This is a genomic window from Paenibacillus sp. PastF-3 (assembly GCF_029893135.1).
Taxonomy (GTDB): Bacteria; Bacillota; Bacilli; order Paenibacillales; family Paenibacillaceae; genus Paenibacillus_AQ; species Paenibacillus_AQ nitricinens.
Map to the genome: position 1 here is coordinate 486,558 of NZ_JARXWM010000001.1, position 17,193 is coordinate 503,750.

At 44.3% G+C, this 17,193-nt stretch carries 8 protein-coding genes and 2 pseudogenes; 7 read left to right on the plus strand and 3 right to left on the minus strand.

What is annotated here, in order from left to right:
• Positions 1-17: 17 nt before the first annotated feature.
• The 5 genes from M2444_RS02395 to M2444_RS02415 all read left to right on the plus strand — a co-directional run bounded on the left by M2444_RS02395 (position 18) and on the right by M2444_RS02415 (position 11,332).
• On the plus strand, positions 18-1,580 hold the full coding sequence (locus M2444_RS02395; RefSeq protein ID WP_280786153.1) for an extracellular solute-binding protein: 1,563 nt from the start codon (positions 18-20) through the stop codon (positions 1,578-1,580).
• An 87-nt stretch (positions 1,581-1,667) separates the two neighbouring features.
• Entirely contained in the window at positions 1,668-7,634 is a 5,967-nt protein-coding gene (locus M2444_RS02400) for an S-layer homology domain-containing protein (RefSeq protein WP_280786154.1), read from the plus strand.
• 227 nt (positions 7,635-7,861) lie between these two features.
• On the plus strand, positions 7,862-9,085 hold the full coding sequence (locus M2444_RS02405; protein WP_280786155.1) for an enolase C-terminal domain-like protein: 1,224 nt from the start codon (positions 7,862-7,864) through the stop codon (positions 9,083-9,085).
• 38 nt (positions 9,086-9,123) lie between these two features.
• Positions 9,124-9,966, plus strand: a complete 843-nt coding sequence (locus M2444_RS02410; protein WP_280786156.1) for an NAD-dependent epimerase/dehydratase family protein — start codon at positions 9,124-9,126, stop codon at positions 9,964-9,966.
• A gap of 37 nt (positions 9,967-10,003) precedes the next feature.
• The gene (locus M2444_RS02415; protein ID WP_280786157.1) at positions 10,004-11,332 is read left to right on the plus strand and encodes a family 43 glycosylhydrolase; all 1,329 of its coding nucleotides are present in this window, start codon (positions 10,004-10,006) and stop codon (positions 11,330-11,332) included.
• A gap of 142 nt (positions 11,333-11,474) precedes the next feature.
• Here the strand turns inward: M2444_RS02415 and M2444_RS02420 are convergent.
• From M2444_RS02420 to M2444_RS33525, 3 genes and pseudogenes are all read right to left on the minus strand, one after another.
• Positions 11,475-11,567 (minus strand): annotated as a pseudogene (locus tag M2444_RS02420) (hypothetical protein); the annotation flags it as partial.
• A 41-nt stretch (positions 11,568-11,608) separates the two neighbouring features.
• Positions 11,609-12,061 (minus strand): ArsR/SmtB family transcription factor, encoded by a 453-nt coding sequence (locus tag M2444_RS33520; RefSeq protein WP_481857448.1) that lies wholly within the window; start codon positions 12,059-12,061, stop codon positions 11,609-11,611.
• A pseudogene (locus M2444_RS33525) lies at positions 12,062-12,109 on the minus strand (hypothetical protein); the annotation flags it as partial. It lies immediately after the preceding gene.
• A 208-nt stretch (positions 12,110-12,317) separates the two neighbouring features.
• Here M2444_RS33525 and M2444_RS02435 point away from each other — a divergent pair.
• Together M2444_RS02435 and spoVB are read left to right on the plus strand one after the other, a co-directional pair.
• Positions 12,318-15,107 carry a glycoside hydrolase family 3 C-terminal domain-containing protein gene (locus tag M2444_RS02435; protein ID WP_280786158.1) on the plus strand — a complete coding sequence of 930 codons (2,790 nt, stop codon included), beginning with the start codon at positions 12,318-12,320 and terminating at the stop codon, positions 15,105-15,107.
• A gap of 392 nt (positions 15,108-15,499) precedes the next feature.
• The gene (gene spoVB / locus M2444_RS02440; RefSeq protein WP_094874915.1) at positions 15,500-17,056 is read left to right on the plus strand and encodes a stage V sporulation protein B; all 1,557 of its coding nucleotides are present in this window, start codon (positions 15,500-15,502) and stop codon (positions 17,054-17,056) included.
• Positions 17,057-17,193: the final 137 nt, after the last annotated feature.

A 17,193-nucleotide genomic window follows, 5' to 3' on the forward strand; every position in this document is an offset into this window, starting at 1 on the left:
TATAAGGGGAGATTAGGATGCGCAAACGCATGGGTAGATTTCAGATCGTCCTGATAGCAACGCTATTGCTAGGACTGATTATGTCCGCATGTAGCTCAAGTGGTGGAAATACGTCGTCCAATGATGGAAATCAAAGTAAAGACAACAACACTAGCACTAACACAGAAACCGCGAAAGGTGAAGATGAGGTTACACTCAAATTCTATTTTGGTGGGGATAAAAAAGCAGCCACAGACGAGGTTTGGTCCAAGATCAGCGATTATGTGAAATCCAAAGGTCTAAACGTAAAGTTCTCTGTGAATTTCATTCCGTTTGGAGACTTTAAGGAAAAAATGCTAGTCATGGCCGCATCCGGGGACAACTGGGATATGAACTTTGATGGAGATTGGCTCTCCTATAAGCAAATGGCGGCGAAAGGCTCCTACATGGCCTTAAATGATCTGCTCCCGAAATATGCGCCTAATCTTGAGAAGAAATATGTAGAACAAGGAACATTAGGAGCTGCAACGGTTAACGGACAAATCGTAGGACTTCCATGGACAATGAAAATGAATGAACGTAAATTTGCCGGTTGGCGTTCAGATCTGGCTGAAAAAGCTGGCATTAACATCGCTCCGGATTCGATTCAAACGATTGAAGATGTCGACAATCTGCTTCGTGAGCTGAAAAAGGCTTACCCGAACGAGAAGCTTTCCCGTACTACACCACTATCTTTGTATTATATCCGCGATGAATGGGTTGATCTCAACTTCCATGGGTTAGGCTTCTATCTGAGTGATCCGAAAATTACTATTCAATCTGTTGAACAACAGCCGTTCTTCCTCGAAGCTTCACTTTTGGCGAAAAAATGGTATGACGACAAACTGATCAACAGAGACGCTATGATCGATAAAGAAGGTGCGGAGGATCAATGGAGAAATGGTAAATTGCTCTTTACGGTAACCTCTCATGAATGGGCTTACGCAGATCCAGGCTTTTCCGATGCCAACTATAAACAAGGAATGTCACTTATGTATCCAGACAAGAAATATGTTAACCGAACAGCGCTCGCCAATGTTGTTGCCATCAATGTGAACTCCAAACATCCAGACCGGGTTCTGCGTTTCCTCGATATGGTGGAGACCGATCAGACGCTGTATGATTTGTTGCAATATGGTATCGAAGGCAAAACCTATGAGCTGAACGGTGAAGCAGCGGATTATCCAGAAGGCATGCAGTCTTCTACGAGCAATTACATGGAGTGGGGTGGACAATGGGCATTCTGGAAACCACAATTCATGCGCCCAACTACAACCTATGCTAAAGATTTCTGGGTAAAGGAAGCCGATTTTGCTAATCAGCCTAACAATGTGAATTCGCCTATCGATGGATTGTTTATTGCCGAAGACGCTATGAAGAATGAAATAGCTAAACGCGATCAAGCCACCGATGAGCTCAGCAGACCGATTGAATACGGGATGGTGAAAGACGTTAATAAAGCTGTAGCCGATTATGTGGAGACTCAAAAGAAAAACGGACTAGATAAAATTATTACCGAAACTCAGAAACAAATAGACGCTTATCTTGCTGCCAAAAAATAAGGTTTAGGGCAAAGGGGAAGCCGCCTTCATCGGCGGGCTTCCTCTTTTTTTGAAATGAACAACTAATAATCCTTGGAGGTGCGTTACTTGCGTATACATCAATCCCGGTCAAAGCTCAGCGTACAGCTATCCCGAATATTAGCGATTCTGCTCTTTGTGTCCTGTATTCAATTTCCGCTAAACTCAGCGAAGGCCGAATCCGAATCCGTGCATATCAGCTTAGGAGAAATACCTATGGAGAATGGTATTACTGCTAGAGCTGGGGACTCGCCAGCTGGTCTGAAGACCGGAACAGTTTCTGGGGTCACTTATTGGGAGACAGGAAAAGATCTGGCAACTAGCTACATCTATCTAGATGTAGCTGATGAATTCTTGTACAACAGTGATGATTATGATGTTGATGTTACCGTTGATTATTATGATGAAGGCAATGGAAAGTTCCTACTGCAGTACGATGCACAGACTGCGGCGTTCAAGGATGGAGAAGTATTTCAGTATGGCGACTCCAAGACCTGGAAGAGCAAAACGTTTACCTTAAAAGATATCCGGTTCGCAAATGGAACTAACGGTACGGATATGCGGCTTAGTGTTGAAGGTGGAGGGATAGATGCAGCCTCAAACCGAGATTTAAAGGTTGCTGCGGTCACAGTTACAAAGAAGCTGAAAGCGGATTCACGAAATGGCGTTAGCATCAAGCTGGGAAATCAAGTGGTATCCGACGGAATTGCGGCATTACCCGGTGATGGGCCTGCTTCGGGATTACAAACGGGAATTCTGGATGGTAAAGACTATTGGCAGACCAACCAGTCCGTGAGTGCCAGTGATCCGGGGCAAAATATTCTCTATTTCTATTTCAATGTAAATGATGACTATTTATTTCAGAACAAAACGCAAGATGTATTCGTTACCGTAGATTATTATGATCGCGGCAATGGAAGCATGGTGCTGCAGTATGACGCGGAATCAGCCCCATTCAAAGATGCTCCATTGTACACTTACAAGAATACGAATAGCTGGAAAAGCTATACGTTTAAGTTAAACGATGCGTACTTTGCGAATGGCACGAATGGTGCAGACTTTCGAATTGGTGTAAGTGGAGCAGGGGCTCCAGCCAATAATCCTGAGCTCTATCTCTCCTCAGTGACAGTCAATAAAACATTGAGAACAGCAATAGATGCGCAGACTAAAGTATATTCTACTAATTATACAACACAGGATGTCGTTATTGCTGATAGTAATGTGAAGGATTTTGGCGCTAAAGGGGATGGGATAAAAGATGATACGCAGGCCTTTCAAGATGCACTGAATGCAGCAGGCAATCGTGGAGGTGGCGTTGTTTTTGCACCGGAAGGACATTACAGGATGAATGGGAGTCTAATCATTCCTACTGGAGTTACGCTCCGCGGGGATTGGATAAGCCCCGATGATGTTAACAAGGAAGTGAAGGGGACCATTCTTGACGCCTATGGCGGCAAGGGAGAAGAGGAAGCACCTAGCTTCATTCAGCTTTCTCCTTCCAGTGGAGTAACTAACCTATCGGTTTGGTATCCGGAACAATCAGCTATAAATCCGTCAGGATATCCGTGGACGTTTGAACAGCTTTCGGGCGATAGTGCAACGATTCAGAACGTGACCTTAGTTAACGCTTATAAGGGTATCAAGATCGGACCGATCTGGAATGAGCTTCATTATATTAAAAATGTATATGGCACTGTTTTAAATACAGGGGTTTTCCTTGATTTCACAACGGATATCGGACGCATAGAACATCTTCGTCTAGCTCCAGATTATTGGTCTGGTTCAGGACTGGCGGGATCTCCTCAAAAGAATACGTTAACAGAATATCTTGTTGCTCATGCCGAAGGGATTGTTATGGGACGCTCCGACTGGGAATACATGTCAGATGTATTCTTGTCCGGCTTCAAGACAGGTCTGCGCATGACAACTCGAACCGACAGTCTAGAAACTGCAAATGCGCAGCTCTACAAAATCAATATTGAGAACAGTGAGACCGCACTCAAAATTGAAGGTGTCAATGATTATGGCTTGCTGATCTCTGATAGCAGCTTCAAGGCGGATGCGGGAGAGAACCCGGTAGCAATTCACGCTACAACCGGCTTTCGATCTATCGTTCAATTCAATAAAGTAACCGTAGGTGGTAATCCCCATCAAGCAGTTCTTAACGATGGAACAGGTGTACTTTCTTTCGAGAACAGCAGTTTTGAGAATTGGGATGACCAATCTGGTGGATACGCGATTACAGCAAAGGCCGGTTCACTTATCCTTGGTCAATCTACTTTTGCCAAACCAACACATCATGTTTTGTTACAAGGAACTGCAGCAGAACTGAATGCAATCAATTCTGGGTATCAAGGTAAGCTGCAGGTGCAAAATGAGAGCGACGCCGCGCAATTGAATATTCATTGGGATGAGAAATACAATCTGGAGACGTTGCCTGAAGTAGCCTCTCTCGATTTGGCTCAACAACCGAAACCTACAACTGTGGAAATGTACAATATAACAGATCAGCCTTATGGAGCAGATAAAAGCGGACAAAACGATGTCTCGTCGATTCTGCAGCAAGCTTTAAATGATGCGAAACTAGCTGGAGGAGGTACGGTTTACTTACCAGCTGGGATCTATCGCGTGAATTCGGCAATTACGATACCAAGTGGAGTGGAGCTGCGGGGTTCTTGGGATGTGCCTCACCACACGATTGGTGGCGGAACGGTACTGTTCACCAATTATGGGGAGAATGATCCGCAAGGAACACCACTGATCACATTGGAGGCTTCCTCCGGGGTCAGAGGCTTGTCAGTATATTATGACCAGCAGGATTGGAACACTGTAAAGCCTTATTCTTGGACGATCCAAGGGAAAGGTCATGGCGTGTACGCCATCAATACTACCTTGATCAACTCCTATCAAGGCATCGACTTTGGCAGCTATGATACGAGTGGACATTATATTGATTATGTTGCCGGTTCTCCTCTAAAAGAAGGGATATACATCGGTGGTGGAGCAGAGGGGGGCATGGTTCGCAATGTCCAATTCAACCCGCATTATTACGGAAGAAACAATTACCCGAATCACCCGGCCAATGATGCTGACTTCAACAAAGTCTGGAACTATCAGAAGGATAATCTGGATGCATTTCGTGTCGGACATGTGAAGCAGGAAACCATCTTTAACACATTTGTGTACGGCTCTATGTATGGTATTCATTTCGAGGAGCAGAATAGCTTTGGTCCTGAAGCAATTGTTATCGGTCACGGAACGGATGGAAGTAAAAAAGGGGCGGTGATTGACAGTGCTGGGCCTGCGGGACTGTCTCTAATCAATACCGAGCTCGTATCCATGAGCACCTCTGATAAAGTTTATGTGGTAATCGGCGAAGATTTCGATTCCAAAGTGACGTTATTCAACACCTCTATGTGGGGAGACACCACTCGTTCGATCGATGTTCATGCTGGAAAGGTTCGAATTCAACAAGCGAACTTCACGACTGTCGGAGAGCGGGGGATTAATGCTCTAGGTGGTGATACTACGCTGTATAATTCTTACTTCCAGCAGCCACGTACTACGCATGTTTATGCTGGACCTGATATTGATAAACTTGTAATTACGAACAATATTTTTAAGGGTGGCATGCAATTTGTTAACGAAGCCGTAAATAAAGTGTTTGGCACCAATCTGGTTCCGGTTGCACTAAGTCTTAAGAGAACTCCATTTCATGCTGGCGAACCGGAAAAAGCAAAAAACGTGCTAACCGTGACTAATGTGACCAGTGAACTGGCGCTGAGTGGGCGCATTGAGTTGCTACAGCCTTCCGTTTATGCCGGCAGGTTCAAACCTGTCCGCTTCAAAGAAATTGCTTTAGGGCAGTCTTTGGAAATGGAGCTCCCTTACTTGTCGAGTGATACGCTGAAATACCGCGTTACACTGGATGATGGCTATACTTACACAACCTCTGTCCGATTGGCGCAATCATTTGCCGAGCATCATGGAGTGGAATCGGCGGTTGCTCCGACCATAACATTGTCGAGCATCGACCAATATTCCAGTGTCGGCGGGCAATGGAAGGGCATAGACGATCTCAGCGCACAAGCCAATGTAAATTGGGATGCACAGAATTTGTACACAACTATTGTAGTTCAGGATGATGTGCATGCACAGACCTGGAATGGCGGAGATATTTGGCAAGGTGATAGTTTACAGCTTGGTATAGACCTGTCCAAGAAGGACGGTTCATCCAGTAAAAATGTGAGTGAATTAGGCTTTGCCTTGAACAACCAAGGTAATGTCAGCAAATGGAGATGGAGAGCACCAGAGGGCGTACAGACTGGAGCGCTGAATAACGTTCAGGCGGATATCACTCGTGACGAGGCGAATCATCAGACGACTTATAAACTGACGCTTCCGTTTAGTGAACTACACAAAGCTGGTTATACGTTCTCACCCTCAGATGTAATTGGTTTTACGGTATTGATCAATGAAAACGATGGAGCAGGGCGTTCGGGGTTCATGGAGTACAATCAGGGGATTGGCTCTAGTAAGGATGCTGCGTTGTATGGAGAACTGATCCTGTTGAATCGTGATTATTCAGATTTACTTATCCAGTCTGCTACGGCACAGGTTGCTCAAGCGGAGATTCACAAGGATACCACACGACAAGATTCGGCTGCTAATTTTGTAAGCCTGCTACCTGCAGGAATGGTGAAGACGGCTTTGATTGCCAGATTGGCAGCTATCGGAGTGCCGGGTAAACCAAATCCAGATCCAGATCCCGTGAAGCCAACACCAGGACCTGGCACAGAAACACCAGTACCAGTGCCATCCGCTACCCCTAAGCCTAGTAATAACGTATCAATCACTCTACGAGCCGATGGTATTGTTGAAGTGAAGATCTTACCAGTTCTTGATCCCTTATCGAAAAGTGCTAACGCTGTAGTCACAGCGGAAGAGCTTGCCAGAGCATTCGCACAAGCAAGAACTGATAAAAATGGAGTAAAGCAGGTAGCGGTTCAGGTAACAGCAGTTAATGGGGCTGTAGGATATGGTATTGAATTGCCTTCAACATTCGTAGCGAGTGGTACTGCAGAGCAAACACTCGAGCTTGTACTGCCAACAGGTACTCTTTACCTGCCGGGCAACTTACTGGCATCTATCCGAAAAGATCTCGATTCGACGGTTACTTTCTATCTGCGAAATGCAGACCGTATGAAATGGAGTAAAGACATTCAGGATAATTTGGGTAAACTTCCAGCAGTAGAACTTACAATTGTTTCAGGTGGCAAAATCGTTTCTTGGAGTGATAAGAATTCTTTGCTTACATTGGCGATTCCCTATAACCTCCCAGCGAGCGAGGTCAATAAATCTTCCAGTCTAGGCATCTTACAAATTCTTCAGGATATGAAGACAAAGGTTGTACCCGGTGCAAAATATAAAGAGGGTGCTGTAGTCTTTAAGGTGCAGGATCTGGGGCAATATGTGGTATCGTTCAATGCTCTATCCTTCACAGATTTAGAGAATGTACCGTGGGCACAGGATGCTATAGAGCAATTAGCAGCTAAAGGGATTATACAAGGGGTTTCAAACACAGCCTTTCAACCGGCAGCACCTATAAAACGGGCCGACTTTGTGAAGCTGCTTGTGGATACATTGGGTCTAAGCGTCTCAGAAGCAACACCGTTCAGTGATGTGGACCCAAGTGCTTACTATGCCGAGGCAGTTGAAACGGCTAAAGCGCTGGGTATTGCAACCGGAGTCGGTACCGGAAGATTTATGCCAGATGCGATCATTAGTCGGGAAGATGCAGCCGTCTTCATTGTTCGAGCTTTGAAACTCAAAGAGTTACTCCTGACACCACTAGGGGAAGTCAAACTGAGCAGCTTTAAAGATGAGAGTCACATTTCCGGTTACGCGCATACCAGTATGAACATGTTAGTAGAGGCAGGTTTGTTACAAGGAAGTGGTAGTCATCTGAATCCTTCAGGTAAGCTAACCCGTGCGGAAACCGCAGTCCTTCTGTATCGGATTTATAACTTAAAGTGAAGTCAGTATTTGCCATAGCAAAGGAAGCCGAGTAATTATAAAGCTTCTGATAATTAAAAAGGCGTCCTGAGCTGTTGTTTAACGACAGTCTGGGACGCTTTTTGCTTTCTGCCATTCTACAATTAAATAAGAGGATAGAAATGGGATGGAAAGTTTAATAACGCCCCGTTTGGAAGTGTCGATGATTGCATTAAAATAGAAGCGACACATAAGGGGATGGTGAAATCATGGCAAAAATAACAGGAATAAAATGCATCCGCACCAGACACGATGGAAGCTGGACTATTGTGAAAGTAACGACGGATCAGGACGGTTTGTACGGAGTTGGTTCCGCATCAGATTTGTACAATCCCGAGGCTGTAGTTCAAGTGGTCGAACAACTGCTTGCACCACTACTTGTGGGTCGTGACCCGGCAAATATTGAAGATCTTTGGCATCTCATGCATATGAGCGGCTATTGGAGAAATGGTGCGATTATGAACACGGCTACCGGTGGCATTGATATGGCCTTGTGGGATATCAAAGGCAAGGAAGCGAAGCTGCCAGTCTATCAGTTACTGGGCGGTGCCTGTCGTTCGGCGGTGCCTTGTTATGGCCATGCGGGTGGTGCCGATATCACAGAGCTTAAGGAAGAGGTTCATAAATTTATAGAAGAAGGATACACCGTGATCCGCGTCCAGATGGGAGGATACGGAGGCGGTGGTTTTGTTAGCGGAAAGGAAGCGAACCTCCCAGTCTATCCTTGGAGCAGTGGTCCTGTATTTGACGAGCATGCTTATCTGACTACCATTCCTGACATGTTCGAGAAGCTCCGTGTGGAATTTGGTTCAGGGGTTCAGTTTACGCATGATGTTCATGAGCATCTTTCACCTATCCATGCGATCCAACTTTCAAAACGTTTAGAGCCATATAGTCTTTTCTATTTAGAGGATGCACTTGCACCCGAGCAGATGGGCTGGTACCGTCAGCTTCGACAACAGAGCGCCACACCGCAGGCGGTAGGGGAGTTGTTCGTGAATCCGCAGGAATGGACAGGACTTATGCAAGAGAAGCTGATTGATTTTATTCGGGTACGAGTCTCCAAGGCAGGTGGCATCAGCGCATGTCGTAAAATAGCTGCACTGGGTGAAATCTACGGCGTCCGTACAGCCTGGCAAGAAGGTGGCGAGAATGATCCGGTGAACCAGGCCGCTGCAGTGCATCTGGATATGGCAGTCTGGAATTTCGGCATTCAGGAAATCAATCATTTCAAGGAGAAGGAGTTAGAGGCTTTTCCAGGTCATATCATCAGACATCGTGGGTATCTGTACCCCTCTGACAAACCGGGACTCGGTATTGATATCGATGAAGTGATGGCTAAATCTCTTCTCAGAGAACAATGGAATTCTAGTTCATATCATCGGCCTTATCCTCTGGACCGCAAAGCGGACGGAACGTTGGTTCGCCCTTAGATTCAGAGAAAAAAAGCTGATAAAGGAGGTATATTGAAATGAACACTATTGCAGTTACGGGTGGAGGGGGCAAACTCGGCTCTCAAGTGATCGGGATGCTCCAAGAGCAGCATTATAATGTCGTGTCATTAGATAATCATCTGTCAGATCGAATCCGTTGTAAGCAGGTTAAAGTCGATCTAAATGATTTCGGGCAAGTGGTGGGATCGCTAGAAGGCGTCGACGCTATCGTTCATTTGGCAGCTATACCTGCTCCGATTCATTATCCACACGCTTATATTTATGCGAATAATACGGTGGCTGGATATCATGTGCTGGAAGCGGCTTCACTCTTGGGTATTCGAAAAGTAGTTATGGGCTCTAGTGAGTCCTCTTACGGGTTTGCCTGGGCTCCACAACCATTCTCTCCGCACTATTTTCCAGTAGATGAAGAGCATCCCCAGCTCCCGCAGGAATGTTATGGTCTCTCCAAGGTTGTCAACGAACTGACCTCCGAAATGTTTCACCGGAGAAATGGTATGCAGGTGACCTCACTCCGATTCTCAATGATCACTGGCCCAGGAGATTATCGACATTTAGCGTTAGCCAAACCGGAGACATTCAAACATATTTTATGGAGTTATATTGATATTCGCGATGCAGTTAGCGCTTGTATGGCCGCTTTAGATGCGAAGCTTAATGGAGCCATTCATCTGAATATCACTGGAGATGATACATTAAGTGACCGGACAACGGAAGAGCTGCTGAAGAGCTTCTACCCTGAAGTCGTAGATTTGCGTAAGCCATTCCTAGATAGAGAGGCTATCGTTAGTAATGCTTTAGCTAAACAGCTCCTGTCTTGGCAACCAAAATACTCATGGTCTAATACAGAGTTAGAGTAACATCCAATCAAAAAACAAATTTCAGGAGGTATTTGGCGTGACTTACAACAAGCAAGAACTATATGTCGAAACGAATCAGAAAACATCCTTGAACCCTGTAATTACGTCTATCTATACAGCAGATCCATCAGCCCATGTCTGGAAGGATGGCAAGATTTATATTTACGCATCTCATGATATGGATCCAGCCAGAGGTTGTGATCTTATGGACAGATATCATGTTTTCTCCTCTCAGGACATGGTTAATTGGCTGGATGAAGGCGAAATTCTTAGTTCGGAGGATGTCTCTTGGGGCAGACCTGAAGGCGGTTTCATGTGGGCTCCAGACTGTGCGTACAAGAACGGAACCTACTATTTCTATTATCCCCATCCGAACGACTCGAATTGGAATGATTCGTGGAAAATTGGAGTAGCGACCAGCAAGAAGCCAGCCAGTGATTTTACGGATCAGGGGTATATTCCGGGGCTTGGCGGGTTCGCCTTGATTGATCCATGTGTGTTAGTGGACGAAGAGGATAGCGCCTATATGTATTACGGCGGGGGCAGTGTATGTCTAGGTGGGGAATTGAGTGAGGATATGTTGTCTCTGAAGAATGGAATGTCCGAAATGGAAGGACTAGAAGATTTTCATGAAGCAGCCTGGGTATTTAAAAGAAAGAATCTGTACTACCTCACCTATGCCGATAACTTAGAAGACAATAATCGAATGAGATACGCAACCAGTGAGAATCCGCTAGGTCCGTGGACGTACAGAGGAATCTTTCTGGAGCCGACCGGTTGTTCAACAACGCATGGATCTGTAGTGGAGTTCAAGGGGCAATGGTATTTGTTCTATCATAATCAAGCCATTTCTGGAGAAGGCAATCTGCGCAGTGTGTGTATAGATTACCTAGAATTTAACGAAGACGGTACGATCAAGACGGTTATCCAGACCAAAGAGGGCGTCTCTTCGATTGGAGCTGCACCGGAAGCAAATCCTTATCTTAAGACGTATCCAGCAGCCGAGGGAATCGTTTTTGGAGGAGCAGAAATACAGACACTGGCATCGGGTCAGCAGGTGGTGAGCCACTTACAAACAGAAGGTTCTTACGTTCTCATCAATAATGTAGATGGAGGTGAAGGGGGAAGAGCGTCTATTGAACTTCAATATGATACGCGTGAACGCTTGGCAAAAGTGAGATTATACGTCAATGATAAGGATTATTCCCTCCTGAATGCCCTATCCACAGGTGGTTCTCAGGAATTTAGTAGAAATACGAATATTACCGTGAATTTATTGCCGGGCGCCATCAATACGCTCAAAATTACGGGCGGCTGTGGTGAAATAAGTCTAAAACAAATTACGGTTAGCCCACTTTTGGGATAAAATGAACGCTATTCAAAAATGCAGGACCACTAAATTAACAAAGGGTGATCTCACAGCGTGCTTGAGATCACCCTTTGTTATTATTTAAATTTCGGGACGACAGAACGACCGGAATCAGGAATAAAGCAAGGAGGCCACCACCAGTCATTGTCATAATTGCGATCATAATAATTTGTGTTAAGACCATTACAGTGGCTCTAATAATAACGCTCTTTTTATTGATAGAAGCTGTATGAATTCGTTCTAATCTTGGACCTTTGTTCCAAGCGAAAAGCATTAACCCCCTTTTGTTGTTAATAATTCGATTGCCTCCACGGATATTAAACAGTAAGGTCCTCTACAATAAGCGACTGCATCACAATTTGAAGGTAAGGATACAAGCTTCTCTTTTAATTCTTCAATAGGAATAGATATAGCCCCTGGAATATGTTCCTCATCATATTCTTCCTTCGGTCTTACATCCAGCAGCAAAACTTCACCATTATCCATACGGTTTTTCAATTCGATCAAAAACAATCCATCCATCTGAAAATGCTTGTTTTGAAATTCTTTTTGAATTAGTTGTACTTGAACTAATTGTTTCTCAGATAAACTATGCAACGTGCGTATGAAATCAATTATCGAAGAGTCAGCTAATTCATAAAAAACAAAATTTCCTTGCTTCTTGAAACTTACTAGCTTTGCGTTGTGTAGTGTCTGTAAATACTGCGAAACATTAGCAACCGTCATTTGCGCATTTTTAACTAAACCTTTTACGGACTTTGGACTTTGAGATATATAGTCAACTAATTTTTGCTTTGTGAATTACTCGTTATTAAATTAGTGAATGGTCTAAACTAAAATTATTATATTAATAAAGTTAATTATTATATATATTCCAGTTTTCCAATGTACTATAATGATATAGATGCATTGTTAGCATGTTATTAAAGGAATGAAGATTTCAAGAAACAACCTATAGAATTGAACAACAGGAGGAAATAAGTTGAGCACACAGAATGTGGGAATTCCATTAGAAGGTTTTGCAGAATTTAGCCGGACAGTAGCCGCAGAAGGTGCAGTGCTGCTGAAGAATGACAATCAGGTTTTACCGCTTGGCGCAGGCGATAATGTTGCGATTTTTGGCAGATCCCAAGTGAATTATTATCGAAGTGGTACAGGTTCCGGCGGTAGTGTCCATGTTACTTATACGACCAATTTATTGGATGGTCTTCGCACTAAGAAGAACTTTACAGTTAACGAAGAACTGGCAGCGGTTTATGAAAAGTGGATTGAGCAGAATCCATTTGACAACGGTGGAGGCGCATGGGCTGCAGAACCTTGGCATCAGAAGGAAATGTCTTTGAACGATGTATTGGTATCCGAGGCTAGAAACAAATCCAACAAGGCTGTCATTGTAATCGGACGTACAGCAGGAGAAGATCAGGATAATGCCGACGCTCCGGGTAGTTATCAACTAACGAATGATGAAAAGGCAATGCTGAAGCAAGTAACTACATATTTTGAGCAAACGATCGTTGTTCTGAATGTTTCCAACATTATTGATATGAACTGGATGAACGATGAAAGCTATAAATATCCGATTTCAACTGTGATTTATTCATGGCAGGGTGGTATGGAAGGCGGAAATGCGATTGCAGATGTGCTGTCTGGAGAGGTAACTCCTAGTGGTAAACTGACGGATACAATCGCATATTCCATCAATGATTACCCGTCAACACAGAATTACGGAAACGAATTTATGAACTTGTATCAGGAAGATATCTATGTAGGATATCGTTACTTCGAGACATTTTGCCCAGATAAGGTTCAATTTGAATTTGGTTATGGTTTATCTTATACAACTTTTAGTATCGAGCCAGAAGAAGCTAAATTGATGACCAAAGAAGGCGAGTCTTACATTGAAATCGGCGTAACCGTTACCAATACAGGAACTACCTTTGCTGGTAAAGAGGTTGTTCAGGTCTATTATGAAGCTCCGCAAGGTAAGCTCGGTAAACCAGTTAAAGCTCTGGTGTCATTCGGTAAGACAAAAGTCCTTGAACCAGGTGAAGCTCAGCGCCTTACCGTGAGTTTCTCAGCTCAGTCGATGGCATCTTATGATGACGCAGGCGTGACAGGGCATGCTTCTGCCTATGTTCTCGAAGAAGGTACATACCGCTTGTATGTGGGAACTAGTGTTAAACAAGTGGTAGCAGTCGGCGTTGAGGGTAAAGATGGCTACGTTGTAGAAACTCTTCAAGTTGTGGAGCAACTGCAAGAAGCTCTTGCGCCTACAGAAAGCTTCACGAGAATGATGCCAGGCACTCAGAAGTCGGACGGTTCGTACGAAATTGTTTATGTTGAAGTTCCTAAACGTAAGATTTCGTTAGCTGAGCGAATTGAAACTAATCTTCCAGAGACGATCTCACAAACAGGTAATAAAGGATATAAATTAAGAGACGTATATGAACAGAAGGTTAGTATGGAAGCTTTTATTGCCCAGCTCAGCGATGAGGATTTGGCTGCAATTGTACGGGGCGAAGGCATGAGCAGTCCTTTAGTTACACCGGGAACGGCCTCTGCATTTGGAGGCGTAAGTGACAGTTTATTTAATCTCGGAATTCCGGTTGCAGCTACAGCTGATGGTCCTTCAGGGATTCGTATGGATAGCGGTGCTAAGGCGACTCAAGTTGCCATCGGAACACTTCTTGCAGCTACATGGAATGCGGATTTGGTCGAAGAGCTTTATGTTCTGGAAGGACAAGAATTGTTAAGAAATAACGTTGATTCCTTGCTTGGACCTGGCCTTAATATCCGACGCAGTCCGCTTAATGGGCGTAACTTTGAGTATTTTTCAGAAGATCCGTTGATCTCTGGAGTGTTTGCTGCTGCATGTACTCGCGGTATTCTGAAAGGCGGCTCTACCGCTACGATGAAGCATTTCGCTTGTAATAATCAGGAGAAGCACCGCAGTAAGGTAAACGCCGTAGTGTCTGAACGTGCGCTTCGTGAGATTTATTTAAAAGGTTTTGAAATCGCGGTGAAGCAGGGCGGTTCGAATTCTATCATGACTTCCTATAATCCAGTTAACGGACATTGGGCGGCTTCTAATTATGATTTGAACACCACAATCCTTCGCGGGGAGTGGGGCTTTAAAGGGATTGTAATGACAGACTGGTGGGCGATCATGAATGATGTCGTTAATGGCGGACCAGCAGATCGTAAATTTACAAACTGGATGATTCGTGCACAAAACGACCTCTATATGGTTGTACCTAACTATGGTGCGGAAATTAACGGATGGAATGATAACACCATTGAGTCCTTGGAAAATGGTACGTTAACCCGTGGAGAGCTGCAACGTTCTGCTAAAAACATTTGTGAGTTTATCATGAATGCACCTGTATTCTCTAGGAAACAGGAAATCGTAGAAACAGTGGAGTCCTTCAAAGCTAATCCTTCACTTTCTGGACAACAAGCTCAATCGTTATCTCAAAATCCACAGGTTAAACCTGTCGTAGAAGGATCGACTAGCTTTAAAGTAGAACAGGCTGGTCAATACCGTATCCTGGTGCATATCATGTCAACCGAACCTGAACTGGCTCAAAGTGCATGCAATGTGTCTGTGAATGATCAATTGATGACAACCATTCAAACGAATGGTACTGAAGGTCAATGGATTAGACAAAAGCTTGTGAAAGTTGAGCTTGAAGCAGGTCTTTATGATATGAAATTAGAGTTCATCAAACCAGGTTTGCAGATCGATTGGATTGAATTCAATAAAGTCGACTAGGTATCACGTGTTTTATTATTAGATAGATCGTTAATACCGTTTATTTCTAAAAACCGCGATATTTTTCGCGGTTTTTTTGTTGTACCTATTGTTGCATGGAACCGCTAGTAACCACTTCTGAGGAGTAGGTCACGTCATTAATGCTGTGAATGATTTCCGTAAAGACCTTTGTATTCTGTTGGCGTGCATTTTTTGTGATTTTTGAACACGCGGTTAAAGGTGGGAAGACTCTCAAATCCGTTAAGAGGAAAGAATTTCTCGGTACATCATCAATGATGTGCGGGCTTCTTGTAGTTTAAATTACTTTACAAATACTTGTTTGCATGTCCTAGCCTTTGTTCGAATAAGTTAGAAAGTAGGACAGGACAAACCATAGGTGGAGATGCGTAGAAATGGCGATGCGTAAACAAAGCTTTATTCGTGGAACGTTCATTTTAACCGTGTCGGCATTTTTTACAAAAGGGCTCGGATTTTTAAATGGCGTCTTGCTGGCACGTTTCTTGGGAGCCGAGGGGGTAGGGCTGCTTATGATTGCTCATCCACTGCTTCCCTTGTTTATTACGCTGACAGAGCTGGGGCTTCCTGTTGCGATTTCAAAGCTTGTCTCAGAAGCTGAGGTTAAGCAGGATGAAGCGCGAGTGAAGCGTATTCTCACAGTATCCTTAAGCATTACGGGTACATTGAGTATTATTCTAACTTTAGTGGCTCTATTGGGTTCCAAATGGATCGCGTCGGTTTTTCTAGCCGATCAGCGGGCGTATTATGCTATGGTCGCTATAACGCCGATCATTCCAATTATTGCGATGTCAGCTGTACTGAAAGGTTATTTTCGTGGGAAACAGAACATGAACCCGCTGGCCTTTTCGGATATTATTGAGAATTTGGCGCAAATCATTGTCATTATCGGTGTTGTCAACGTTTTGCTGCCTTATGGGATTGTCTATGCAGCTGCGGGCGCTATGGCGGCTTCCGTGATCGGCGAAGGTTTTGGTTTGCTCTATTTATTTTCTGTCTTCAAATGGGCAAATCGAGGGAAGATCAAAACCTCCCCACCGCCTCCATCAAGTCTTTCACCCAAAGGAGACAGTACGTTGAGAGATCTGCTGCGCATCGGCTTACCGATGACAGGCAGCGGTTTTATTCATTCCCTCTATCATGCGTTTCTCCCACTGCTGATTACGAAAAGTCTAGTCCTGTTTGGTGTAGGTGTTGAGATGGCGACCAAGCAATTCGGACTTCTGGCGGGATATGCTCTCCCGATGTTGTTTCTTCCCAGCTTCTTCACACAATCGTTGTCCACTGCATTAATACCGGCAATAAGCGAAGCGAGTGTGAGCAATAATAGTAAGCTTATGCATAGTCGGATGGATATGGCTATGCGATCGGCGCTTATTGTAGGTCTCCCATGTACAATCATCCTGTACTTATGGGCTGTACCATTAACTACTATGATCTATCATTCGCCAGAAGCGGGTGAGCTGCTAAGGCTGATTGCACCCTTGTTTTTACTTTATTATTTTGGAGCGCCATTGCAAGCGATTCTGCTTGGTTTGGGGAAAGCCTCAACCGTCATGTGGAACCATATTCTTACGAATGTTTTTGAAGTGATTACGATCTTTGTTCTCGGTTCTAATATTGGAATCCAAGGGGTTGCTATAGGGTTCGGACTGGGACTCATGCTGCTGACACTGTTGAATTTTTTGTCTGTGGCAGGAACGATCGGATTTTATTTTGATTTTCGCATTGTATTCAAGGTGGGTGCAGGAGGGATTGTCATGACGATCTGCGGGTTGACGGCTCACGGTATTCTGGAACGAATGGCTCTGGGGCAGTTCCTTGAACTATCCGGAGCGCTATTCGTTTCGTTGATCACCTACGCAGCAACATTGCAAGTCACCCATGCTTGGGAAAGAGCAGCGAAGCCTCCAACGATTACACCTGTTTCTTGAATGAGATATAATTAGGGAATAACGTTATTTATAGAGAGTCACATTAGATTAAATCTGATGTGGCTTTTTTTGTGATGAATCATTAAACCTCTACATTCACCCAAACCTTTTGTAGTAGGAACCGAATCATCTTGCTC